Origin of the sequence: Paenibacillus oceani (assembly GCF_014705615.1) — a bacterium.
In the GTDB taxonomy this organism is placed as follows: Bacteria; Bacillota; Bacilli; order Paenibacillales; family NBRC-103111; genus Paenibacillus_AB; species Paenibacillus_AB oceani.
The window spans coordinates 83,604-107,318 of record NZ_JACXJA010000006.1; the positions used below are offsets into that span (position 1 = coordinate 83,604).

Here is a 23,715-nt window from a genome sequence, read left to right on the forward strand (position 1 = left end):
CCATATCGTATATCCGTTCTTTACGTTGCTTGCCCCGCTTCGACCAGAGCTTCCCAGATCGCGGGAATCGTTTCCTCATGGAGCCCTTCAAAATGAAACCCTTTGCCGCCGAGGCTGGTCGGACGGTGAACGATATTTTTGCGCGGCCGGTAGTAGTAGTCCCAATCTTCGTAGCCGACCTTCTTGTGGTAGTCGCCCAGCCGGACGATGTCGAAGTTCGCGGTAGTGATATGATGAACGGGATAGTGCAGGTTGCGCGCGATCGACAGCGCCTTCAGGAACACTTCGGGACCGGTGACAGTGGAGCCGAAATTAAGGAACAGGCCGCCCTCCAGATGAGCTACGGTATGGCAGTACATTTGAAAATCGATGCCGCTCGCCTTCCCCTGGGCCGCGAAGTCGGACATCGGGTGCAACTGGATATCGTCCGTGCCGATCGTAATATGGCACGTATAGGGGATGCCGTACCGGGCGCAAGCTCCGAGCAGGCTGTCCTCGATATGCGGGAAAAGGGCGGGATGATTGCGGGCGTATCGGATGATGCTCTCCCCGTAACCGCATCCAGTTCCGATTTCGGTTTCGGTTTCGGTTGCGTTGCCTTCGAGAAGGGCCCCGTGCACGATATCCCCGGTTTCCTTCCACATCGCCAGCTTTCCATCCTTCAGCGTCCCTTCCTCCACCGCTTCCGTATGGCCGAAGGCGGCCAGCTCGATATCCTGGAAGCAGGCGGCCCCGGTCAGCGCCAGATGCGTCACGTAGCCGCGGCGGATCAGATCGATCAAGTAAGGCTGAACTCCGCTGCCGGCCACGTTGCTGCCCAGCGAGACGAGGACACGGCAGCCGCGCTCCTTCGCTTCCTGCAGCCGGGCGATCAGATCGCCTAGCTGCGGATCGGTCCACGTTCCCGGCCTCGGCTCGGATGCGCCGCCGGCGGGACCTCCGGCGTGTGCCGCTTCCACCCGGTGGTGCGGCGCGCCTGCCGGACCAGCCGCAGCGTCAACGTCCGGCGGCGTGTCCTGGTCGAGACGAAATTTGCTGCGCCTGACGCCGACCGGGTACAGCTTCAAGCTTTGCGCCGCTTCGGCGCCCGCATCCTTAGGCGGTGCGAATGGGGCGTCCAGCTTCTCCTTGCGGCGCATCAGACCGTGGAACAGCGCGGGGATCGTCTGCTGGTGCAGCCCGTGGAACAAGTAACCTTCCCCGCCGATCTCGCCGAGTCTGTCGATCAGTACCCGGCGGGGCCGGTAATGGTAGTCGGGGTCCGTTTCCGGAGGGCGCGAATCGGCGGTTACGGGAACGATATCGAAATTCGCGGCGACGATGTCTTGCATCGGCAGCCCCCGGTTACGCGCAAGCGATAAGCCGCGCAGAAAAATTTCCGGTCCGGAGATCGCCGAACCAAAGTTGAGAAAGACTCCCCCGTTCTTCATAGCGGCGACAGATCGGCACATGTGCCGGAAATCTTCCCCGGACGTTCCGCCCAGCGCTTCATAGTCGACAATCGGATGCTGATGAATAATATCGGTACCGATCGAGATATGGCACGTATACGGAACGCCGAAACGCTGGCACTGAACGAAGACGCAGTCGTCATAATGCGGGAACTTCTCGGGATGAGCCGACAAATACTGATACAGGCTCGCCCCGTAGCCCAAGCCTTGCGCCGCTCCCTCACGGATCGCCTCGTTCATGTACCGGCCGGTTTCCTCCCACATCCCGAACGAACCGTCCTCGATCGAACGGGCCACATCCTCCGACGTTTCCCCGAGAAAGGCGAGCTCGAAGTCGTGGATGCTCGTCGCGCCGTTTCCCGATACATGCGTAAGAAAACCGTTACGCACCATCTCGATCACGTAGCGGGACTGCCCGTTTTTGATCACATGCGCTCCCATCGACCAGACGACCGGTTTCCCCTCGAGCCTTCTCGCTATAATCGTATCGAGCAGACAGCTGAACTCCGGCGTCTCCGCTCCCCTCCAAGGCTCCGCCTCATCGTCGTAAGGGCGGGCCATATTGCGGATCGTGACGAGATTGGTCCGGTCGTACACCGAATTGGTGCGTATCGCTGCAAAAATCAATCGTTTCCCGGCAGTCATAGATTAGCTCCTCCCTCTGTCAAGCGTTGGATTAGATGAAGTCTATGCCGCTATTCCCCTCCGGGAATCGCTTCGAATTCCAGCCATGACGACAGGCGCCCCGACGGCGGCACGGCCAGCGCCAGCTTGCGCTCGACCGCTTCGCCCAGCGTCAGCTTCGGCGGCACGTTGAACATTTCCAGACCGATGTTGTAGTCGCATCCGAAGAACGGCGCGGCGAAGTCGGATTGGAAATTTTGCCAGTACCACAAATACGGCCATACGCTGCCGTCCCAGCGCACCTCGAGCGATACGCCCCGGCGCGGGCTGTGCAGCCGGTACTTGCTGTCCGGCGCAGAGATGTAGAGCAGATCGCGTTTTGTCCCCGGTGCCGGCATGATCGACAGATCGGTATCAGTTCCGCCGCCGCTCATCAGAGGCCATGCCCAGCTTTCCCCGGTTACCGGGTGATGAACGGTCGCCCCTTCGCCAAGCGTAATAAACGAATCCGGACCCAGAAATGGCCGGCCGTACGCCAGATGATGCCCCCAGTTCGCTTCGAGCGGGGTCGCCGGAGACAGATTGAAAATCGTCTCCTCGATCCGGACCGTCTCGCTTCCCGCCGTCAACACGATCTGCTTCTCCGTCCGCAGCGGCAGCGAGCGGATCTGGTTGATCAGCAGCACCCGGATTTCGTCCGGATCGTCCCGGATGATCCGGTAATCCCACGGCGTTACCGCCGACTCGCCGCGGTGTACCGTCGCACCGCGGTAGGTCGACGTATAGCTGACCTCCGGGAACATCTCCTGCCATCCGCCGATATAGCTGATTTCATATTCGGAATATAACGGATGGCTCGGGCCCAGCCCTTTGCCGGCTATCCAGATAAAGTCGGTGTCAGTCGGCTTGTGCAGCCAGCGGATCGGCTCGCCGCCTTTATCGAGCAGCAGATGAATAAGTACCTTTTCGTTTTCGAGCAGCAGCGACCGGTAGCCTTTGAACGTAAGACCGTCGGTTATTCTGCAGCCGGCGTTGCGATGCGGACGATACCATTCTCCCTCTCCCATATGGTTCTTCCTCCTGATTTTAATTTACTTAATCTTTAAGTTTATGCGGCAAAAAAAAGATGTAGTGCTATGTAGTTGAGTACGTGATGCTTGGCCTGCAGCTCTGCCAGAAACCGCCCGTCCGGGCCGGCGGGATCATCCCGTCTAACCCGGAGGCGGACGATTCGTGCAGAATGCCGTGAAGGCGGCTGAAGCTCTGCAAAGCGAAACGCGATTGCAGTCCAACACGGGGCAGCCCGATTCAGGCAAGCTTAACGGACTACACGGGCTCTTATCCGCCTTCGGCCAGCGCCAGCAGCCGCACCGGCTCGGACAGCAAAAATCCGAACAACAGCGCCGCAGCTCCTACGGCGCTCTGAGAAGTACCGAAGGTGGAAGGTTCGATCCGCAGCCGGTCCTTCGCAAAGGCGTACAGCCTCGAACGCAGATGGTTCCGGACCGGAAGCAGGTAATCCGCCAAATAAGGATATAATCTCCCTCCCAGCACGACTAGTTCCGGATCGTACAAGTTATACACATTGATAAGCGCCGTTTCGAGATAACCGAGCGTATCTTCCAGGCAGCGCAGCGCTTCCGCGTCTCCTTGCCGGATCGCTTCACGCAGTTGCTCCATTGAGCCGCCGCCGGACCACCGTCCCAGTATGCCCGGGATCGAGCCTACCGTTTCCCAGCAGCCGCGGTTGCCGCAGTCGCATATTTTGCCGTCGATGACGATCGTCATATGGCCCACTTGCCCGCACAGTCCGTTCGTACCCCGGACGATCTTGCCTCCGGATACGACGCCGCCGCCGATGCCGATGCCCATCGTGATGAAGACGAGATCCTGCACGTTCCGGCCCAGGCCGTACCAGCGCTCCGCCATCGCGGACGTACGCGCGTCGTCCTCGATCAGGGTGACCATGCCGAACCGTTCCTCCAGCGTCCGCTGCAGCGGAAACCCGCTCCAGCCCGGGAAGTTCGGCGGATTCAGCAGTTCTCCCGTGCTGTAGTCCATCGGTCCCGGCACGCTTGTTCCCAGGCCGAGTACCGTGTAGCCGGCGTTCTCGATCTCCCGTTTCGTCTCGGTAAGCAGCGGTCCGATTACGTCAAAATACTCGTCGGGACCTCTCCGCTCGCTCATGTCGCGTTCGATCGATTTGATGATTTTACCGTTCAGGTCGACGACTACAACCTCCAGCGTAGCCCGGCCGATATCCAGCCCGATAATCCGGTACAGGCTCGAGTCGAGGCCGAGCATCACCCTCCTGCGGCCGACGTTCCCCGATACGGCTTCGAATTCGCGAATAATCTTCAACCCGATCAGCTCGTGCGTCAAATTCGTAATCGTTCCCGAGGTCAACCCCGTATGCTCAACAAGTTCCACCCGCGAAATCTGCTGAAATTGCCAGATCCGCTCGAGAACTTCGGACATGTTACTTTGCTTCACCTGTTTCAAATAGGCGATTTTATTTTGCTGTATTGCAGGTCTCCTCCTATTTTCTTAATTATTTAATTAATTCATATTATAATCAACGGCATCTGCAGTTGTAAATGACATTCTTTGATTAGGACCTTCCTGGGACGGATAAATGGACGGAATTCGGGTGTGGGAGTAGAAGCGAGAGTCGGATCGGGTGCGGGAGTGAGTGCTGGAATAGGAGCGACTGGGAGCCGAGGTGGATGCTGGAGGGTAAGGCCTGTGCACCATCGTTCTTGAATTCAGCCATCCATCGATAGAGCGTATTCATATGCAGCCCCATTTCTCAAACTATCTGTGCTACCTCCTGCCCTTCTTCTTGGATGAGCCGAACAGTTTGAAATTGAACTCCTTGTCATACTTTTTTGTCCTCTCGGACACCTCGATTTAGAATCCATCTATTGTCGAACTCTCGGTTTCCTGTGTCCAATGTAAAGTCTAACATCATGCCGGAGTGGGTGCTGGAGGGGAAGCCGAGCAGGAATGGGAGTGAGTGCTGGAGTGGTTGCTGAACGGGAGCCGGGGTGCGGAAGTCGGAGCGGGCGTGGTTACCGGAGCCCTCGCATGCCTACGCGCCGCGTATCTACCCATACGCCTACCCATACGACTCACGCACCTGCAACTTCCCAACAACTTGCCGCTGTTTGGACGGTGGGCGGTAATTAGTAGTTTTTGTCGCTAGCAAGTTCATGTGGCGGTCCGATCGGCACGGTGGCTCATTTGACTGAGTAATATTAAGGTTCAACTGCGACTTTACCTGGGCCCCGCCTGCGAATTGCATTGGAGTCAAATAGCACACCACCGCGTATCGCAATCAATCAAACGAATAGAAGTCTTTAGCAGCTCTTATTTTTGGTCATTCAAGGATAAATGTGGAAATAAGGGCTTTTAGCACCCCTTATTTTTATCAAAATCAAAGATTGCAGCTTAACGCACCATTATTAGGGTCCCTGTTATCTCTTATATTGTGTGCAGAGCCAGTTTCCGTCGATATAGCAGCTTCTAAAGACTCTTATTGGGCAAGTAACCAGCCAGCCAAAGCCGCGCACGCGCACATCAACATTCAAAACAAGCCCCATCCCAGAGAAACTTACTGGAACGGAGCTTGCGCAACTACGCTTTTAGCCCTATCAGCTCTTTTAGCTCTTTTAGCTCTTTTAGCTCTTTTAGCTCTTTTAGCTCTTCCGGCCCTTCCAGTAGCCTTTAGCCCTACTCTTCCCTACACTTCATCCCATAGGCGCCGGACATTTTCCATGCCGACCTTCGAACCGTACGTGCAGGATTCTTTTCCTTCGAACTCGATCGAGAGATAACCGTCGTAACCGGAATCTTTGATCGCCTTCAGTACGGTCCGGATATCGATGTCGCCCTGACCGACTATAGCGCCTCTCAAGTAATTGCCGCCCGCCGTGCGGAACCACCCTTCGCCCGGGTTCTGGTGAAACGGCCGCAAATAAAAATCTTTTATATGGACCATCGAGGCGATCGGCAAATTTTTCCTCGTGGCAACGACCGAATCCTCATCCGCGCACATAAAGTTTCCGATATCCAGCGTCGTGCGGTAATTGTCGCGGCCGACCGCATGAACGAGCGCTTGTACGCGGTCGCTGTGCTGAATATAGTAGCCGTGATTTTCTACGCTGGTCGTGATCCCGTATTGGGCTGCGTAATCGGCGATCCGTCTGCACGCCTCGGCCAGCTTGGGCAGGTCCGCGATAAAATTGACGAGCGTCGCTTCCGGGATCGGGCGGGACGCCACATCATGACGCATCAGCTTCACGCCCAGCGCATGAGCGACGTCAACATGCTTCATCACCCTGGCGATTTCCGCCTCGTACGACGCTTCGTCCGGCTGCACGAATTGAGCGCCGATCGCATAGTCGGACACATCGATTCCGCTAACATCCGCCTGCTTGCGGATCGCTTCCACGAGCGCAGGCTCCTCGGTCAAATTGATTTTGCCCGAAGAAATTTCTACGTGCTCCCCGCCGTTGTCCGCAATCCATTTTACCGTATCCAGGAAGGTCATCTCCCCGTCCGCTACCGCCCGGGACAAACTGTACGTGCTGAGTCCTACTTTCATCATCGATCGCCTCCGATTGCTTAAAACTTAAACTTAATTCCATCTGCCCTCATCTTACAATACATTGCGCCCGTATATGCGACAAAATCGAAAAAACAGGTGTCAAAAAATAACCGGAGCAAGCAGCAGAATTGCACGTCTAACCGACGATTCATGAGCGCAACTGCCGGCACGGTTTCGGCATGGTGTTTTGGCACAGTGTTTTAGCGCGGTCCTTTGGCACGATGTTTCCGCACGGTGTTCACGCGACTTCCAACGGCCAGACATTCAGACGGCCACGATTTGGCGGCCATTTTACGGAACCCGGTCCTCCCGAAAAGCCCCGCGCCTATTTTTACTGCGACAGCTTCTGATTCGCTTTCTCCTCGATCGTCCGGATCACCGTGTTCACGTCATGGCCTTCGGTGATCAGCCGTCTTCCCACCTCCGCTTCGGCGCTTACCAGATACTCGTATTTGGTAATCACGTGCGGAGTTCCCGGCGTCGTCTTGAACAGCGCCTGTACGTTCTTCCCTTTATACTCGTCCAGCTTGGAGCCGTATACCTTGCGGATCTCATCGCTCTGCAGTATGCTCGGGGAGCCGTATTCGCTCATCAGCTTCTGCACTTCGTCGGAGGTAATCACCTTCAGCGCCTCCATCGCCGCATCTGTCTTCAGCTTCGCCGGAGATGTTGAGACGCTTTACCGTGGCGGGATGCTTCCCTTTTTCCTGTATCGCAGGGAAGGCTTTGACCGATTCCCTTGGATGATTCTACTTTCAGAAGAGGCATACGTTTTCAGTGAAACTGAACCCTTCCTTCCTGCAACCAAGCCCCCTTTTCGCACAAGACATTTGCCATGATACAGCTTCGCTCGGAAGCTTTCTTTGCATGGACTTCAGACTCTGCTTCTTCTATGTATACTTATTTCTTTCAGGTTGTACTATAATGATTTCATCTTCATAATCCTACACGCATTCCGGATAGGGGGCGAAGTTTTGCTCGCTTTGCATTCGATTTATTTCGACGATGTCGATACGACCTGGCGCAAGCCGTTATCGTCTACCGAATACTGTATGCTCATTCTGGTCGTCCGGGGCAGGCTCCTCTACCGGCTGAACGGCGAAGACATCCCGCTGCAAAAAGGCGACCTGCTCTACATCCCTGCGCATACGATGAGGGAAGGATTGCCGATAAACGGTGAGACGCATCAGAAATATTCCGTACATTTCACGCCCGACGAGGAAACGCTGCGCTTGTTCCCTCCGCTCCGCTCGGACAGCTGGTTCAAGGCCGAGTCCCAGACGCTCGAATACGGGAAGCAGCGGTTCCATATTCTGGCCCAGCAGTGGCTCGGCAAGCTGGCCTATTACGAGCCGGTATGCTGCGGGATCGCCCAGGAACTGATCGCCTTGGCGTGCCGGGATTATGAAGCGACGCGCTATCCGCACAAAAAACACGCTCAAGTGCAGACGATGCTGCAGTACATACTGGAGCATTACCGGGAACCGATCCGGATCGAACAGCTTGCCGCAGTCGTCGACCGCACGCCGAACTACGTAACCGGCATTTTCAAGGAGATCACCGGTCAGCCGCCGATCGACTACCTCCACCAGGTGCGGATCAACGCAGCGAAAGACCTGCTACTGAACAGTACGATGACCATCGCCGAGATTGCCGATTTTCTGGGCTACTGCGACCCGTCCTACTTTAACCGGATGTACAAAAGGTGGACCGGCTCCGCCCCCTCCTCCTTCCTCAAGCTGCGCCTAGCCGGGACCCGCTTGAAGACGTAAACGGAAAGCGGCTGGCCGACAGCGGCAGCGGGAAGCCCCGCATGGAAAAAAGACGGACGGTTGCCGTCAAGGCATCCATCCGTCCTTCCGTGCTTCCGCGCAGCCGCCCGCCACACGTGACGCTGCGAGTCTGACATTTACTTTGCTGGGGATACGGAAGTACTAAGGTGCGGAAAGTTTACCTGACAACAATGCGGACCTTCGCCTCTCTTTACTTCACAACGATGCGGACCTTCGTCCCGTCTGCATACTTCTCCAGCTGATTGCTGACCCAAGATCCGGCGCCGCGGTTGTCCGAGGGGCTTATGTGCATAATATCTGCTCCCGCCCCGCCTTCGGCACACATCGCCATAGGCCACTCATCGCGATCCAGATTCGGCTTGGTCGGTACGCCTTTTAACGACTCCTTCCGGTTCTCGTCGGCGCCTTTACGGTCAATCGTGCAGATGGAAGACTTGCCGCGTTCCACCGCGATCCGGATATGCTCCGCCGTTTCGGGGAACCGGTCGGAAGGAAAATAGATCGTATACGCCGCTTCTTCATCGTGGCTTGGAGCGGTTTCGGATGTTAGAAAAGACAGCAGCTCCGGCTTGTAGAAAAACAACAGAGCCAGTAATCCAAACAGTACGACAGTAAGTGTTTTCGGTTTCTTTTTCATGATGCCTGCCTTTACAAGTATTTGGTCAAATAAAGTTCTTGTTATCCTTATCCGCAGGCTCGACAGATCGAAGGTAAAATCCGGATGAAGCTTCCATCACCTGCTCCGGCCTACAATTCCATACCTGCTCGACCATCATAGCAAAAATAACCTGCGAGCCAAGGAGCTTAGTTCCCATTCTACAGTCCTTTCCTGGCAAAAGCACCCTCTATCTGAGTTTTTATTGGCGTTTCGTTCGCAGCCTACCAGCGCTTGAACCAAGGCGGATAAAGGTGGTTTGAGGCTCTTATTTACCGTATAACGTATAGGAAAAGGCAAATAGGAGACGTTTGCGCCTCTTATTCGGGGGCTACTCCCTCTTCAACGGTGATTTTCCTCAAAATAGCAGTTGCAAACATCCCTTATTTATCCAAAACACCGTGCGTATGGAAAAATAAGAGCTCCAAAAGACTGCTAACCCCACGCCAAAAAGGGCCAGCCCTAAGCTGTCCCTCCTCTTCGGATGCGGTCATTCGTCCGCCGTCACACCATATAGCGCCGCAGGCGGCAGCAGCCCTTCACCTGCCCTGCCTAATCTTCCATCGCCTCACCTAATCTTCCTGACCTCGCATGGCCTCACCATTGCCTAACCTACACTAACCTTATCCCATCCCTCCGCTGCTTCAACGCCTGCCTTCGTTCAAAAAAACTCCTCCTCCAGCATGATGCAGAGGGTATGATAAATCGGCAGGTGCCGTTCCTGAATGTCAGGCGTCACATCGGAAGGGACGCGGATGATAACGTCGCACAGCTCCTTCATCCGTCCGCCGCTCCGGCCGGTCAGGCCAATCGTGCGCATATCAAGCGCACGCGCCACCTGAAGGGCGCGCACGACGTTGGCCGAATTGCCCGACGTGCTGAGGCCGATCAGCACATCGCCCGGCCGGCCGTAGCCGTACACCTGCTGGGCGAACACCATGTCGGCCGCCACATCGTTCGCATACGCGGTCGCCAGCGCCGTATGGCTGACGAGCGAGATCGCCGGCAGGGCGCCCTGCAGCCGGTCGGCGATATAGCCGCCGTCCTCGTCCCCGAACCGGCGCAGCCGGTCTCGCATCGTCTGCGGAACCGGACGCTTCGACATAAATCCTTTCATCAGCTCGCCGACGATATGCTCGCAGTCAGACGCGCTGCCCCCGTTGCCGGCAAGCAGCACTTTGCCGCCACCGCGATAGCTGTCCCGGATCGTCTCGAACGCACTTACGATATCGCCGGAGCATTCCGACAGCTCCGGATATTTCGCTACACATTGATTCAATACATCCCTCATGAATCGGTGCCTCCTGTAATAGAAATAGAAACATTTCGGACTTCTGCCTGTTCGTCCGGCCGGTACAGTCCGCTGCTTTCGATGATGCGAAGGACCCGCTCCGGCACCAGATAACGAATAGAGAGTCCCGCATCCCGCCTTGCGCGAACGTCAGCCGACGATAGGCCGACCGGTGTCATTCCCGCGCTTCGCATTTTGTCTGCGATAAACTCGGGGAGCGCCCGCCCCGTGTCCGGACAGCCTTGACGCTTCAGTTCAATAAATCCGACGCGTGCGGCAATCTCTTCGATCCCCCGCCAGCCGGGCAAGGATGCCCGCGCATCGGAGCCGATCATATAATGAAAATCATGCTGCGGATACGTCCGGCACAGCTCCCGCACCGAATCTACCGTGTAAGTAATGCCGCCCCGTCTCAGCTCGGCCTCTTCAACACGAAAGCGCGGCTGATCCCGGATCCCCTCTTTCAGCATCGCAAGTCTCAATCCGGGCGGCGTGACGGTATGCTTCCTTTTGTGCGGAGGGAGATAGGCCGGCAAAAACCAGACTTCGTCCAGCGAGTGAGCCTCAAGCGCCTGTTCCGCCGCGAGCAGGTGTCCAAGGTGTACCGGATCGAAGGTCCCTCCCATTATGCCTATTTTCACTGCAATCCCTCCTGCACCTCGCATTGTTCGGGACATACGGCGAACCGGTCCGGATCTGATCCGTGCCTAACATCCCCTCTTAGCCTGAACCAACTGTAGCGGCATCGGCGTATCCCCTTGCCCCGCCCAGCCCGGATCGCGCACGAAAGTGCGCCTCATCATCTTTGATCTCCGGCCACTGAGGAGTTCATACGACATTCTCCACGACCTGCCAGTCCGGACGTTCCGCTTCAGTATCCGTCCCGAACGCCGCCGCCGATCAGACGAGCGGCTTCCTCTCTCGTTACCAGATCGACCACCGCTTTGACCGTTACTTGTTCAAAATCGAGATCCGGCACCTGTCCCAGCGACAATCGCTCCGTCATCAGCCGGACGAGCTGCCCCGGGTACATCGCCTCGATGCGCTGCAAGCGGCGGATCGCAGACTCAAAGTCGGCACGCGAAGCGTTAACCGAGCCGATAATCGCTTTATTTTTCAGGACCATTTCCTGGTTCAGCATATCGCTTGAAATCTCGATCCTTCGGTCGCCGGAGGCTACTCCGAGCAGCGCCAGCACTCCATTCGCGTTTAACGCCTTCATCGCCTCGAAGGCATGCGGGCTGTACCCGCTGCATTCCCAGATCAGATCGGGCGATATCCGCTGCGTGACGGCAAATTCGGCCAGTCCGGAGACGCCGCTTAGACCGCCGCCACCCGATAACAAACCGGAGTCAGCGCCTGGCTCCTCCCGCAGATTTACCTCGTGATAGCGGCCTCCACAGCTGCGAACGATGTCCGCATTCACGCTGTCCGCACCCGACCTGGACCATACATGGACATCAAGCCCCACACTTCGGCACGTCAGCGTCGCCAATAAGCCGAGCGGACCCGAACCGACGATAAGGACCGTTTCAGGCGACCAAGCGAGACGCCGCTGCAGGCTGCCGATCTGGTTCCACGCCTTCTCCACGATGCTCTGCGGCTCTACGAGCACACCGTACTCCGCACACTCCCGGGGAACCGGCACCACATAGTCCGACCGCTCCACCACATATTCGCACAAAAAGCCGTCCGCCCCGCGGATGCCCCGCTCCGTGTAGAAGCCCGTCGAGCAGTAATCCTGCTGACCGCTGCGGCAGCAGGTGCACCGGACGTCCCCGCACGGCCTCCTCACCAGCACCGTCGCCAGCTCGCCTGGCTTCAACATCGAAGCGGGCCCCGCCTCGACGACGACTCCGAGCAGCTCGTGCCCGATGACAAGCTGGGACGCGCCTTCCGGCAGCACGCCGTACCGGTTGCGGATAATTTCCCGGTCCGTACCGTCCAGTCCGACGCTAAGCGCGCGAATCCGCACATCTCCGGGACCGGCCAGCCGGGGAACCGGGAGATCGGTTACCGTCACGTATTGACCGCGCTCCCTTTCTTTAAGCACAACCGCTTGCATAAGAAGCCGCCACTTCCTTTCGCTTCGGCCGACCACAAGAGAAAACGGAACAGACGCGCCTTCACCCGCATTACGCTCTGGTTCTGCATGACTTCGGCCTAATCTCCATCGATAAATATGCGAGACCGCGCCGATCAAGACGTTTGTCTGACAAACTGTGCGGCACGCCGTTTGTCAATTGACTTATTCCTTAAATTAATTAGTTAGACGGCTGTCCCACATTGCATCTATTTCATTTTCATCTGATTATCCGCCGCCCCGCAGCCTTCCACTTTCCATGACCGCAGAGAGTAGTTCCTGCTGCTTTTCCTAATTTACTTAATCATTAATTAAATGTATTATATAAGGTAAACCGGACTTTTGTAAACACTGGGAGGATGAGCATGCACCCGAACACGAACTGTCGCGACGGCCGGTTTACCCCGGTCGACTTATCAGCCGCCTATAATCGGATCATCGCCGAGCTGCAGCCGGAAGACTGCTCCGACGCGGTACTCCGCAACAAGCACCATCTCCTGACCGGAGTGCAGGAGTTATGGGGAGTGCCGTTCTCGCTCGGTCCGCAAGCGCGAAAAGGAGCGGGCAACGTCGTGCTGCTCAAGGACGAAGCCGTCGAGCTGGCATTTCCGCAGCCGCTGCATGACCGCCAGCTGCTTTTTCTGCATGCCGCCGATTTTAAGGAAAGCCCGGCCGCTCACGGCGGAATTGTCAGCCCGATGATGGGCACCCCTCGTCTCGGTGAGACGGTGTGCGTGTACACGCTGCGGTACTCGGACGGGACGGAGGCGGAATTCCCGATTCGGAGACGGTACCAGATCAGCGAGTTTCAGGTGAAATGGGGCGAGAACAGCTTCGAATCGGTCAAACACGTCAAGCCGCGCACGATGGCGACGAATACGGATCTGCTGCATATAGAAGCTCCGGCCATTCCGTGGGGGCAAAGCCAGCTGCGCACTACGTTTCCCGGCTTCGGAAGCCCGATGCACCACTGGCTGTACGCGCTCGAGAACCCTCACCCGGACAAGGAACTGATCGCGTTGTCGATGCGCCCCGCAGACGGCACCGCCTTCCTGTTCGGCATCACCCGGACCGATCTGGCATCCAATCCGTTCCGCTGGGAAGCCAAACGGAAGATGCGTTATACCGCGCCGGCCGGCTTCATCCCCCAGCCTTATGGAGATAACGCCAACATTCTCATCGATCTTGGCGAGGTGATCCACGCCGCGCCGGCTCTCGAATACAATCACGACGAATGGCTGGGTAACACTAACCCTCGCCTGCCTACGCCTCGCCCGGACGAATGGATCATCGAGTACTCCGCACACCCCGATGCGCTGCTGTTCATCGAACACGGCGGAAGCGTCGAAGCGATCCCCGTCCGGAAGCTGCAGCAATCGTCTTTATGGACGCCTGTGGAGAATCCGGTGCAAAAAGTCGCGATCCGGATCGTCGAACGGACAAGCGGCCGCAAAGTCGCAGCCAAAATTCACGTACACGGCGCCTTCGGCGACTACATCGCCCCGGTAGCCGGACACCGGATGCCGAACGCCCACTGGTTCGAAGACTACGGTGCGGAATATGTCCAGGAGTTCCATTACAGCGCTTACATCGACGGGGAAGCCGAATTCAAGCTGCCGCGCGGCGACGTGTACATCGAGGTAACGAAAGGCTTCGAGATTCGTCCGGTTCGCCGCAAGGTGACGGTCGACGGGCAGACGAGTACGATCACCGTCGAACTGGACCATGTCCTTCCATGGAGGCAAAAAGGCTGGGTGACGGCCGATACGCACGTCCATTTCCTGTCGCCGCAGACGGCTCTGCTCGAAGGGGAAGCCGAAGGCGTCAATGTGGTCAACCTGCTTACGAGCCAATGGGGCGAAATGTTCAGCAATCTCGGTGACTTCGACGGCAAAACAACGATCGGCAGCAAAGAAAACGGCGGCTCCGGCGAGTATCTGGTCAGGGTCGGGACGGAAAACCGCCAGCATGTGCTCGGCCATATCTCGCTGCTCGGTTACGAAGGGCGGATGATATTGCCGCTGTGTACCGGAGGGCCGGACGAATCCGGACTCGGCGATCCGCTGGAGGCGACCGTAACGGAATGGGCCAAGCGATGCCACGAGCAGGGCGGTATTGTCGTCATGCCCCATCTGCCCAACCCGCGCGCGGAAGGCGCTGCCGCTCTCGTGCTCGGCGAGGTCGACGCGGTCGAGATGTGCTCATTTGAAAATATCGGGATCAACCCGTACTCGCTGTCCGACTGGTACCGTTATTTGAATTGCGGCTACCTGACCCCGGCTGTCGGAGGGACCGATAAAATGTCCCAATCTACAGCGGTCGGAACGATCCGCACATATGCGCTGATTCCTCCGGACGAACTCTTCTCCTACGAGTCGTGGATGAACGCAATCCGCCGCGGGAACACGTTCGCCACACTCGGCCCGCTGATCGATTTCCGGGTGGGCGAACACGAGATGGGGACGCGGCTGGAACTATCGTCTTCCGGCGGAACGCTCGATGTCGTCTGGCAAGTATCGTCGGTCACCGTTCCCGTGACGAAGATCGAGCTGGTCGTTAACGGCGAGCTCCGCGAGCTGCAGACGACCGATCCGGAAGCCTGTCATTATGCCGGACACTGGTCGGTACCGGTTAAGGAAAGCTGCTGGATCGCGCTTCGCGTGCGCGGCAAATACCATGACCAGTCGGAGATGATCGCCGCTCATACAAGCGCGGTTATGGTCGTCGTCGAAGGGAATCCGCTCTTCAGCCCAGCCGATGCGGTCACCATCCTCGAACAGATCGAAGGATCGACCGCATATATCAAAACGATGGCGACGAAGGCGGACGAGCAAACGTACAAGCGCCTTCTGATGACGCTGACGAGCGCCCACCGCATGCTGCACAACCGGATGCACCAGAGCGGAGTCATGCACCACCACAGCGCCGTTGACGATCACAAGCATCATCATCATCACCATCATGACAATCATGGGCCTCACGGTCATTCGGGCCATCATCATTAATTCATCCGGATCGTCCGATTCCGCTTCAAGCCTTCCGTCGCTTCGGCAGGAGGGCTTTTTGCCGTACCGGCTTGCATCCGAAATGAAACTTTACGATTCCGCACTCGTCTAATCTGTAGGGCCGAGGAACGTGTCATGTGTCACCCTCTTCATCGTTCGTTCGCTTCGGACCAACCACCTCATCTCTGCTAAAGGCGGTGCTGCCGTTGAATCTGTTCCGGCATTATTCGATCCTGTGGGTTTGCTTTATCGTGCTCTTCAGTGCGGCGACGTTCGGTATGGAGCTGTTGGAAGGCTACAAAATAACAACTACAGAATATATGGGCATCCGCAATGTCGGGCCTATCTTAACTACGCTATTTTGCATCATCGCCGCTATAGGATATCCTCTCACGCTGATGCTCGTATCGATGCTGATTCGCAAAACGGTAAAAGTCCCTATCGTACACGTGTTGGTTTATACCTTGATCGGCGCCTTGGGGGGAGTCTGGATTTTCGATGCCTTCTACCCCGCCGAATTCGTCCAGCGTTACGACCTGAACCGGAACGGCCGGTCTGTTGTATGCCTGGATCGATAATGTGCTGGCAAAGAAGCTGAGATGACCGGTAAAGCACCCGTGCGGTTCTTTGACGTGCAAACCCATACGCCATCGTGTGGAAGGGAATGGGTACCTTCGTTCCAGCCGCTCGCCCTCGGTCGTATTGTCTTTTTGCGATGGTATGGCTAACGAACCCAGCATTCGTTATCAGAGCCGAATTCGGACGTTTGAATTTGTAACGAACTCTTGTATCGTTACTCCCGCCAAATCGGATCGTTTTTTTCCACTAGAGGTAGTTTGGAGTAAATAAGCGCTGTGGTGACCGTTACATTTAAATAAACTGATATTTTAGCGAAATAGCCTCCACCATGTCCGTTAGAGTATCGTTTAGCTTATATTCCGGGCTCATCTTCACTTTGATACGGTGAAGAACATAAACATTCTGCTCTCTTAAATAAGCCCCCGGCCCGCAAACTGCGGAACCGAGGGCCAGCACAAGCCAATCACACGGTCACACGATACTCATACAACGTCGAACAGCTGCGGGATCGCCGGACCGATGTAGCGGATCGACGTCTTGGCGCCTTCAAAGCCGAGCCACCAGATGCTGCAGTTGTCGCCGTAAGGACGAAGGCTGCTCGAATAGTCGAGGCCGAGCGTCGCCAGCATCATGCGCCGGTTCAAGGCGCCGTGAGCGAACAGAGCGACGCGCTCGTCTCCCGTGAACCGGGTGCGCAGCCTGTCCAGCAGAAGCTGTGCCCGGCCGTATCCCGTCTCCGACGTTTCGCCTCCCGGACAATGCCAGCCTAGCGGATCGCACTCCGTTCCTTCGGCGAACCTTACTTCCGGGTACATAGCGGCGAGCCACTCGGTCGTCGGCCCCCGATACCCGTCCCCGGTCCATACCTCGTGAGCGTCCAGCCATACTTCAACCGGCAGATTAGCTGCCCGGGCCAGCGGCTGAGCCGTCTCGATCGCCCGCATGAGCGGACTGGAGAAAATATGCGAAAGACCGGCGCCGGCCATACAAGCCGCCACTTTTTCCGCCTGAGCCCGCCCTTTGTCGGTTAAGCCTCCGTCTGCCAGCAAGGTAGGCGACGTATTCGTTACCGATTCGCCGTGGCGGATAATAAACAATTCCATCGTGTTCGTTCCTCCTGTCCTCTCGTCTTTCGCCTTTCGCCCCGCGTCAAGCCCGATATTCGGCCTTCCGGGCGAGGCGAAAGCCGTTTACCCGAATATGGCGGGCTTCATCGTCCATGTCTGCAGCTTCGACATCCGGACGACGTTCGGCACCCGCAAATCTTCGGGGAAGATCGACCAGCGGGTTCCCCACAGCTCATTGTCCCCCGCGCATTCCTTCGTCTTCAGCTTCCCGCGGACAATCTCTACCTCATCGTCCCCGCTCAGCCCCCGCTCGAGAATCCGGGCCATCGTACAAGTCAGATCGAGCGGGCTGATCTTCCCGCCATTCAGCTCAAACGAATCCGGAAGCATCTTGAACCCGAGAACTTCGGGATGCTCGGCGCCGAGCGCCCATATCAAGTCGGATACCCGCACCGTGCCGGACGTTTCGCTCTCGACCTCGTTCTCCGGTCCGTACAGGAACTCCGGCGTTAGTTCCTTCCCCAGAAGCAAGCCGCGAAACAGCGAATACAGATCAGCCGGAGAAAGTGAATGGGTGCCGGATACGCGGAACCCCAGCTCATCGCCTATGGAAGCCGCCAAAGCGCGAAGCTCGCTTTCCCCCACAGGCGCACGGGACGAACATTCCAGGGCGAGCGCCTGCTCCGAGCCGATATATTCGACGTTCTCCCTCGATAACGTGTAGTCGATAAACTGCCCGAGCTGCTCCAGGTAAAATTCCATCTCTCCGGCCGGTTTAAGAGGAGCCGGCTTCCACAGCTCGCGCGGCGTCTGCCGACCCCGCCCGAAATTTTCTTTATCCCAGAACGCGCTGCACACGAAATCGCACTCGTGGTAATAGATGCTTACGAATCCGGCCGGTTCGGCGGACAACTCGTCATACAACCTGTCAAATTGCCGCTTCGCCTCCTCCAGCCCGCCTTCGCGCAGCTTCATCCGCATCGTGCCTTTCAGATGGGTAAAATGAAGCAGCCCCCCGTACCAGAACGGCTTCTCCTGCCAGGAAACATGGTCGTGATCGTCCAAATAGACCGGAATTCCCCACTTGTTCAGTGCGGCGAACGTCTGCGGCGCCCAAGAGTAGCCAGCCTGTCCGTAACAGAGCGCCGGCTTGCCGGTAATGCGGCGCACGTCCTCAAGCCCTTGACGCTCCCGGGCTTCGTACTCTTCGGCTCCGCCGCGGAAGCTGAGCAACTCCAGATACTCCGTCGTGACCGGATGCTGGCTGTGCAGATCGGTATGGTAGCCTACCTCATGCCGCTGCAGCTCGCTCACAATGTCGGCGCGACCGTCCTCTTCGACCCGCCTCGCCTTTTCCCCGACGAACTTGAAGATCCCCTTCACGCTGCGCTTGTTCAGCATTTGCAGAAGAGCAAGCAGCGAATCCTGCGACTGAGGGGTAATGTAATCTTCCACGTCAATCCAGAGCAGTACCTTCACACCCGCCATACGACCGTCGCCTCCTACCCGATTTGCTTATTTTCGTGACCGGACAGCTCCTCCTTGCAGTCAAGCAGCCGAGCAGCCGGCCGGTCATCGCGATGAAGCGCAGCACCGTGCATGCGGAACCTCGTACGGCGCGCGCCTCCTCGTTCATCCCTCTTCGCTTCTGCCGCTCCAATCACTCCTGCCAATCCTGCCACTCAAGACTCGTACCAGATCCGCCGCACGTTCTGGAAGGCGATCCGTGCCCCGACAACAGCAGGCTCCATTCCTTCGAATTCGATCGACAAATACCCGTTGTAGCCGGACGACTTGATCGTAGACAGCAGATGCGGCATATCCAGATACCCGCAGCCGGCGATCGCTCCCCGCAAATAATTCCCGTTTAAAGTCTCGAACCAGCCTTCTCCGGGATTTTTGCAGCGCTGCCGGTAATAAAAGTCTTTGATGTGCACCATCGAAGCGTGACCGATCACTTTCGCCACCGCGACATGCGGGTCCTCGTCCGCGCACAGGAAATTGCCGACATCCACCGTCGTTTTAAAGTTGGGACGGTTCACCGCATGTAAGATCCGCAGCACCCGGTCCGCCGTCTGCACGTAGTAGCCGTGGTTTTCCAGACTGGTCGTGATCCCGTACCCTGCCGCGTAATCGGCAATTTCCCGGCAGGCGTCCGCCACGGCGGGCAGATCCCGCTCGAACCAGTCGGCCGAGCATTGCGCCATCGGTCTGCGGGCCGTATCGTGACGCATCCGCTTGACGCCGAGGGCATGGGCGATATCGACCTGTTCCTTGATCCTGGCGATCTCCCCGGCAAGCGCCGCATCGTCCTTGCCCGCGAAATTGCCGCCAACCGCATAGTTGGACAGCTCCAGTCCGGCGTCCTCGGCCGCTCTGCGAATGTCCGCCACGTACTTCCCGTTTTTCATCCGCTCCTTCATGGCGGACAACGGCACGATCTCCACATGTTCCGCGCCCTGCTCCGCGATCCAGCGAATCGCGCTTCCGATATCCATCTCGCCGGACTCGATGCAGGAATTCAAGCTGTAGCTGCTGATTCCGATTTTCAAGCGCTCTCCCCGCCTTCCCGCTTCGCCGCCTGCACCGGGGAGCCGGACAGCGTAGCCTTGGCGGCAACCGGGTAATGATCGGACGGGTAGATGCCGTCATACTGGTCCCGGATAATGCATACATCGTCAAACCGGACCTCGGACGTTCCGAAAATATAATCGATCGGCTCGCCTTCCGCCCCTCCCTCAAAACTGTGGAACGACGTCCCCGGAGGCTCCGTCAATATCGAATACGCATCGGTCAGCGAACGGTTCTCCGATCCCGGATCGGACTGTCCGCGCAAATAGGCGATGGCCGGATTGTCCGGCTCGGCGTTCATGTCCCCTGTAAGCAGCACCGGCAAGCCGGTCCGCGCCCGATGGTCCGACAGCCGCTGCCAGAGCAAGCGGACGCCTTTCTCGCGGGCTTCCTGACTGCTATGATCGAGATGGGTGTTGTAATGCAGGAACTGCCGGTCCGGATCTTGGCGCGAGCGGAAATGCGCCCATGTGCATATCCGGTGATGCGAGGCGCCCCAGCATTTGGCTACAGGCCCTTCCGGATGCTCGGACAGCCAAAATTGCCCCCAGTCGGCCACCTCCAGCTCCTCGGTCAAATACAGGATCGCATTGTGTTCGTCGGCGCTTCCCTCGTTCCGGCCTTCGCCGATCCATGCATATCCCGGGAGCTGCTGCTCCAGAACGGTCAGCATCTCGCGAAAGCCTTCCTGCGTTCCCGCCACCGTCGGGCGGTACCGTTTTACGATATCGGCCGCATACGTCTTCCGGAACGTCCAGGCATTGCCCCCGTCCTTCGTCGTCTGCCGCCGCAAATTAAAAGTCATCACCGATAGTTGCATCGCATCTTATCCCCCTCGCTGGGCATCCCGCAGCATTTTCCAATTGATCATGCGGATGTTCTCCTCGTCAATCACGCGCCGCACATCGGCGTCGCGGAACAATTCATATTCCATCTGCCGTTTCGCCCACTGTCCGGTGATCGCCTTCAACTCTTCGGTAGCGAAGAACGGATGAATAATGATTTCCGAGATGCCGGGCTGCAGGCTGCGGAGCGTATCGATCATCTTCGCTTTAAACGAATCGTACGTTTCGTTTTCCTCCAACGAATACGGCAATCCGAGCAGGTGATCGATCAGCGCGATGCCGCTGGCCTCCGCGTAGCGGACCCGCTCCTCATAGATCAGACGCATCTCGGGCGACATTTTTCGGCCGTTGTCGCCCAACTGACGCGGCAGCCGGAAAGGCAGCCGGAACTCGGCGCACAGCTCGATCGCCTCCCGCAGAAAATCGCGTCCGCAAGCGATTCCGTATACGCTGCCCATATGATTGTCCAGGTGCGTCGGGTCCACCCCGAGCTTCATCGCCAGCAGCACCTGGTTCCGAAGCTCCGTCTTCACCTGCGCGGAGTCGGCCCGTTCTTCGACCTCCCGGCATTTGGCCGGAAAATAACCTTCGGGCGTAATCAAGCTGCTCACATCGGCGTCACGGGTAACCGGACCCCACTTGTACATCTTCCACTCGCTGGTGAGCGTCAGATGAACGCCGACATCAAAGTACGGATTGTCCGCAGCCGCTTTTGCCGCTTCCAGCGCCCATGGACACGGCGTCATCAGCGTCGCCGACGAGATCAACCCCTCCCGCAGTAAGCCGATAATCGCTTCGTTGCCCGAGTGGCACATGCCGAAATCGTCCGCATTCACGATCAGCAGCCGATCCGTTTCCGAAGAGCCTCTTTTTTGCAGCATACAAAGTCCTCCCGTCCCCATCGTTACAGCTTCCGAATATGGCGCGCTTAAATCCGCAGCTCGTATCCGCCGCCCCGGCCTTGCTCGCCTCAGGACTGCGCCGATTGCACCGGCTGTTCGGATTGTACCGGTTCCACCGGCTCGGCCGGCTCCGCCTTCACCCGGGGCACGGGCGGCACCCGGCCGATCGCGGTGTGCTCGGGCTGTTCGTCTACGACCGAACCGTCCGCCATCCGAATCCATGTCTCGAAGCCGCGCTCGCCTTCGCGCAGCCGGATCACCCTCGATCCTCTGGCGAATTCCTCTTCCCCCACCGTGTTGTAGCCGCTAGCCCGGCCGTAGCATAGCCGGATTCCGTACAGATCTCCCCAATAATCGTTCGTATGATCGTGCCCGACAAACGTGCCCATCACGTCGCCCATCTGCTTCATCGCCGCGAACATGCCCGTATTCAGGCGCGGGCAGCCGACATTTTCATTTTTGACCCCGTAGCATGTATGAAAATCCCATACATCGTTATATTCCGGCAGCGGGATGTGGAAAAAGGCAAGCGCCGGAAGCGGCTCCCCGCTTCGCTGCGTCAACGCCTCCGATTGCCGGATATACCAGTCCACCTGATTGCGCTCGAGCCATGCGTAGCTTTTGATAATATGCTTCGGCGCGCTGCAGCCGGTGTCGAAAAAGTAGAAGGCCGCCTTCGACTCTTCCCCATCCGCAGCGGATGCGACCGTAACCATGTAGTTGCCGACGCCCGTCACATCGTCCGGCCCTGCCTCCGCATAACAAAGCGGCCGCCGCGAAGCGGCTTCCATCATCTCCTCACGGGTGCACATATCATGCTCCGAGTCGTGGTTTCCGAACGTAAACGCGTAAGGAATCCCGTACGACTCCGGCAACGCGAGCAGCTCCAAAAACTGTCCGAGCTGGTCGGGACAACGGTTGCCTTTTACCGCATCGCCCGTAAATACGACGAAATCCGGCCGCTCCGCTTCCAGCACCGATTGGACAGCCGCGATCGTGCGGAGATCTTCCGGTACGCCGCCCTCATAGTGAAGATCAGCGATCTGAACGATCTTAAACGTCCCGTCCGCGCGAAATTGAAGCTTCTTCTTCTCCGCCATTCCGATTGATTCTCCCTTCATACGATTCGTAATTGTGACACTCCGGGGCAGTCGGTTCATCCTGCAGCATTCGGCGCCATCGCCGGTTCGCCGGGCCGATGCTCCGGCTGGCTGTATACCGTCGATCCGTCCTCCAGCCGCAGCCAGCTATCGAAGCCGCGCTTGCCCTCGGACAAGCGGATGATCCGCGCCCCCCGCGAATGCCCCTCCCGTATGTTGCCGTTAAATCCGGTCGTCCGGCCGTAGCACAGCCGGATTCCGGCCAGTTCGCCCCAGTAATCGTTGGAATGGTCGTGACCGACGAACATTCCCATCACGTCGCCTCTCTCCACCATCGCGGCGAATACGCCCGTATTCAACCGCGGGCAGCGTACCTCCGCGAGCCGGTGCCCGTAGCAGGGACGGGTGTTCCACACTTCCTCGTATTCCGGCAGCGGGATATGGAAAAAAGCGAGCGCCGGAAGCTTGGCTCCGTGCCGCTTCTCGAGAGCCGCAGATTCGGCTGCGAACCATTCGGCTTTATCGCGGGAGATCCATTCGCTTCGTCCGTCCCGGACGGCCCGCTCCGGCGCGTTGCATTCGCTGTCGAAGAAATACAGATTCGCCGCCGCCCGCCGGACCGCTTCTCCCGAAGCGATAGGTGGCGGGAGGGAGTCCGTCGGCGCTGTCAACGCCGTACGCTCCTCCCCCTCCGCGATTCGTCTCCGGGCGGCGGAGGCGTCCGATTCCACCACGGTCAGCGTGTAGTTGCCCGTCCCGCTGACGTGCTTCGGCCCCGCCTCGGCCATACATAACGGCCGGACAGCCTCCATCTCCATCAGTTCCTGACGGGTGACGCCCCGGCGGGAATCATGATTGCCGAAGACAAACGCGTACGGGATGCCGGCGTTCTCCGCGATCGCAGTCACTTCGCGGAACTGCGCCCGGGGATCGGGTCCGCGGCTGCGAATCTGATCCCCGGTATACACGACAAGGTCCGGCTTCTCCAGCCGCAACACTTCCTCCATCAAAGCGAGCGAGCGAACATCCTCCGGCGCGCCTCCGCCGTTATGCACATCGGCGAACTGCACGATCGTAAACGTTCCGTCGTCGCGATATTTCAAGTTTGGTTTTGTTTTCATTTCCATCGCCTGTTCCTCT

19 protein-coding genes are annotated in these 23,715 nt (G+C 57.9%); 3 read left to right on the forward strand and 16 right to left on the reverse strand.

Annotated features, from left to right (window positions below; genetic code table 11):
- Positions 1-20 precede the first annotated feature (20 nt).
- The 5 genes from IDH45_RS05720 to IDH45_RS05740 all read right to left on the reverse strand — a co-directional run bounded on the left by IDH45_RS05720 (position 21) and on the right by IDH45_RS05740 (position 7,306).
- On the reverse strand, positions 21-2,096 hold the full coding sequence (locus IDH45_RS05720; RefSeq protein WP_190925557.1) for a deoxyhypusine synthase family protein: 2,076 nt from the start codon (positions 2,094-2,096) through the stop codon (positions 21-23).
- A 50-nt stretch (positions 2,097-2,146) separates the two neighbouring features.
- A complete protein-coding gene (locus tag IDH45_RS05725; RefSeq protein ID WP_190925559.1) occupies positions 2,147-3,142 on the reverse strand; it encodes an aldose epimerase family protein in 996 nt (331 codons plus the stop codon).
- 271 nt (positions 3,143-3,413) lie between these two features.
- On the reverse strand, positions 3,414-4,553 hold the full coding sequence (locus tag IDH45_RS05730; protein ID WP_190925561.1) for an ROK family protein: 1,140 nt from the start codon (positions 4,551-4,553) through the stop codon (positions 3,414-3,416).
- 1,264 nt (positions 4,554-5,817) lie between these two features.
- Positions 5,818-6,681, reverse strand: a complete 864-nt coding sequence (locus IDH45_RS05735; protein WP_190925960.1) for a sugar phosphate isomerase/epimerase family protein — start codon at positions 6,679-6,681, stop codon at positions 5,818-5,820.
- A 334-nt stretch (positions 6,682-7,015) separates the two neighbouring features.
- Positions 7,016-7,306, reverse strand: a complete 291-nt coding sequence (locus IDH45_RS05740) for a hypothetical protein (protein WP_190925563.1) — start codon at positions 7,304-7,306, stop codon at positions 7,016-7,018.
- 352 nt (positions 7,307-7,658) lie between these two features.
- On the opposite strand from IDH45_RS05740, the gene IDH45_RS05745 reads away from it, so the two are divergent.
- Positions 7,659-8,456 (forward strand): AraC family transcriptional regulator, encoded by a 798-nt coding sequence (locus IDH45_RS05745; protein WP_190925565.1) that lies wholly within the window; start codon positions 7,659-7,661, stop codon positions 8,454-8,456.
- Positions 8,457-8,667: 211 nt separating this feature from the next.
- Here IDH45_RS05745 and IDH45_RS05750 read toward each other — a convergent pair whose 3' ends face one another.
- The 4 genes from IDH45_RS05750 to IDH45_RS05765 all read right to left on the reverse strand — a co-directional run bounded on the left by IDH45_RS05750 (position 8,668) and on the right by IDH45_RS05765 (position 12,488).
- Complete coding sequence (locus IDH45_RS05750; protein WP_190925567.1) at positions 8,668-9,114, reverse strand: NucA/NucB deoxyribonuclease domain-containing protein; 447 nt, start codon at positions 9,112-9,114, stop codon at positions 8,668-8,670.
- 679 nt (positions 9,115-9,793) lie between these two features.
- Complete coding sequence (locus IDH45_RS05755; protein ID WP_190925569.1) at positions 9,794-10,423, reverse strand: D-sedoheptulose-7-phosphate isomerase; 630 nt, start codon at positions 10,421-10,423, stop codon at positions 9,794-9,796.
- Complete coding sequence (nadD, locus tag IDH45_RS05760) at positions 10,420-11,064, reverse strand: nicotinate-nucleotide adenylyltransferase (protein ID WP_190925571.1); 645 nt, start codon at positions 11,062-11,064, stop codon at positions 10,420-10,422. Before nadD ends, IDH45_RS05755 begins: the two co-directional genes overlap by 4 nt.
- Before the next feature lie 230 nt (positions 11,065-11,294).
- Positions 11,295-12,488, reverse strand: coding sequence for a glucose 1-dehydrogenase (locus tag IDH45_RS05765; protein ID WP_190925573.1), 1,194 nt, complete (start codon positions 12,486-12,488; stop codon positions 11,295-11,297).
- 383 nt (positions 12,489-12,871) lie between these two features.
- Between IDH45_RS05765 and IDH45_RS05770 the strand changes: the two genes are divergently transcribed.
- Positions 12,872-15,511: a CehA/McbA family metallohydrolase gene (locus tag IDH45_RS05770; RefSeq protein ID WP_223836414.1), complete on the forward strand. Its 2,640-nt coding sequence runs from the start codon at positions 12,872-12,874 to the stop codon at positions 15,509-15,511.
- 206 nt (positions 15,512-15,717) lie between these two features.
- Positions 15,718-16,089: a hypothetical protein gene (locus IDH45_RS05775; RefSeq protein ID WP_190925575.1), complete on the forward strand. Its 372-nt coding sequence runs from the start codon at positions 15,718-15,720 to the stop codon at positions 16,087-16,089.
- A 483-nt stretch (positions 16,090-16,572) separates the two neighbouring features.
- Here the strand turns inward: IDH45_RS05775 and IDH45_RS05780 are convergent, their stop codons facing one another.
- The 7 genes from IDH45_RS05780 to IDH45_RS05810 all read right to left on the reverse strand — a co-directional run bounded on the left by IDH45_RS05780 (position 16,573) and on the right by IDH45_RS05810 (position 23,702).
- Positions 16,573-17,193: a histidine phosphatase family protein gene (locus IDH45_RS05780; RefSeq protein WP_190925577.1), complete on the reverse strand. Its 621-nt coding sequence runs from the start codon at positions 17,191-17,193 to the stop codon at positions 16,573-16,575.
- 87 nt (positions 17,194-17,280) lie between these two features.
- Entirely contained in the window at positions 17,281-18,645 is a 1,365-nt protein-coding gene (locus IDH45_RS05785) for a polysaccharide deacetylase family protein (protein ID WP_190925579.1), read from the reverse strand.
- Positions 18,646-18,839: 194 nt separating this feature from the next.
- Complete coding sequence (locus IDH45_RS05790; RefSeq protein WP_190925581.1) at positions 18,840-19,709, reverse strand: sugar phosphate isomerase/epimerase family protein; 870 nt, start codon at positions 19,707-19,709, stop codon at positions 18,840-18,842.
- On the reverse strand, positions 19,706-20,548 hold the full coding sequence (locus IDH45_RS05795) for an endonuclease/exonuclease/phosphatase family protein (RefSeq protein ID WP_190925583.1): 843 nt from the start codon (positions 20,546-20,548) through the stop codon (positions 19,706-19,708). The genes IDH45_RS05790 and IDH45_RS05795 overlap by 4 nt, the downstream gene beginning before the upstream one ends.
- Before the next feature lie 6 nt (positions 20,549-20,554).
- Positions 20,555-21,454: a polysaccharide deacetylase family protein gene (locus IDH45_RS05800; RefSeq protein ID WP_190925585.1), complete on the reverse strand. Its 900-nt coding sequence runs from the start codon at positions 21,452-21,454 to the stop codon at positions 20,555-20,557.
- 89 nt (positions 21,455-21,543) lie between these two features.
- A complete protein-coding gene (locus tag IDH45_RS05805) occupies positions 21,544-22,575 on the reverse strand; it encodes a metallophosphoesterase family protein (protein ID WP_190925587.1) in 1,032 nt (343 codons plus the stop codon).
- A gap of 56 nt (positions 22,576-22,631) precedes the next feature.
- On the reverse strand, positions 22,632-23,702 hold the full coding sequence (locus tag IDH45_RS05810; protein ID WP_223836415.1) for a metallophosphoesterase family protein: 1,071 nt from the start codon (positions 23,700-23,702) through the stop codon (positions 22,632-22,634).
- Between the last annotated feature and the right edge of the window lie 13 nt (positions 23,703-23,715).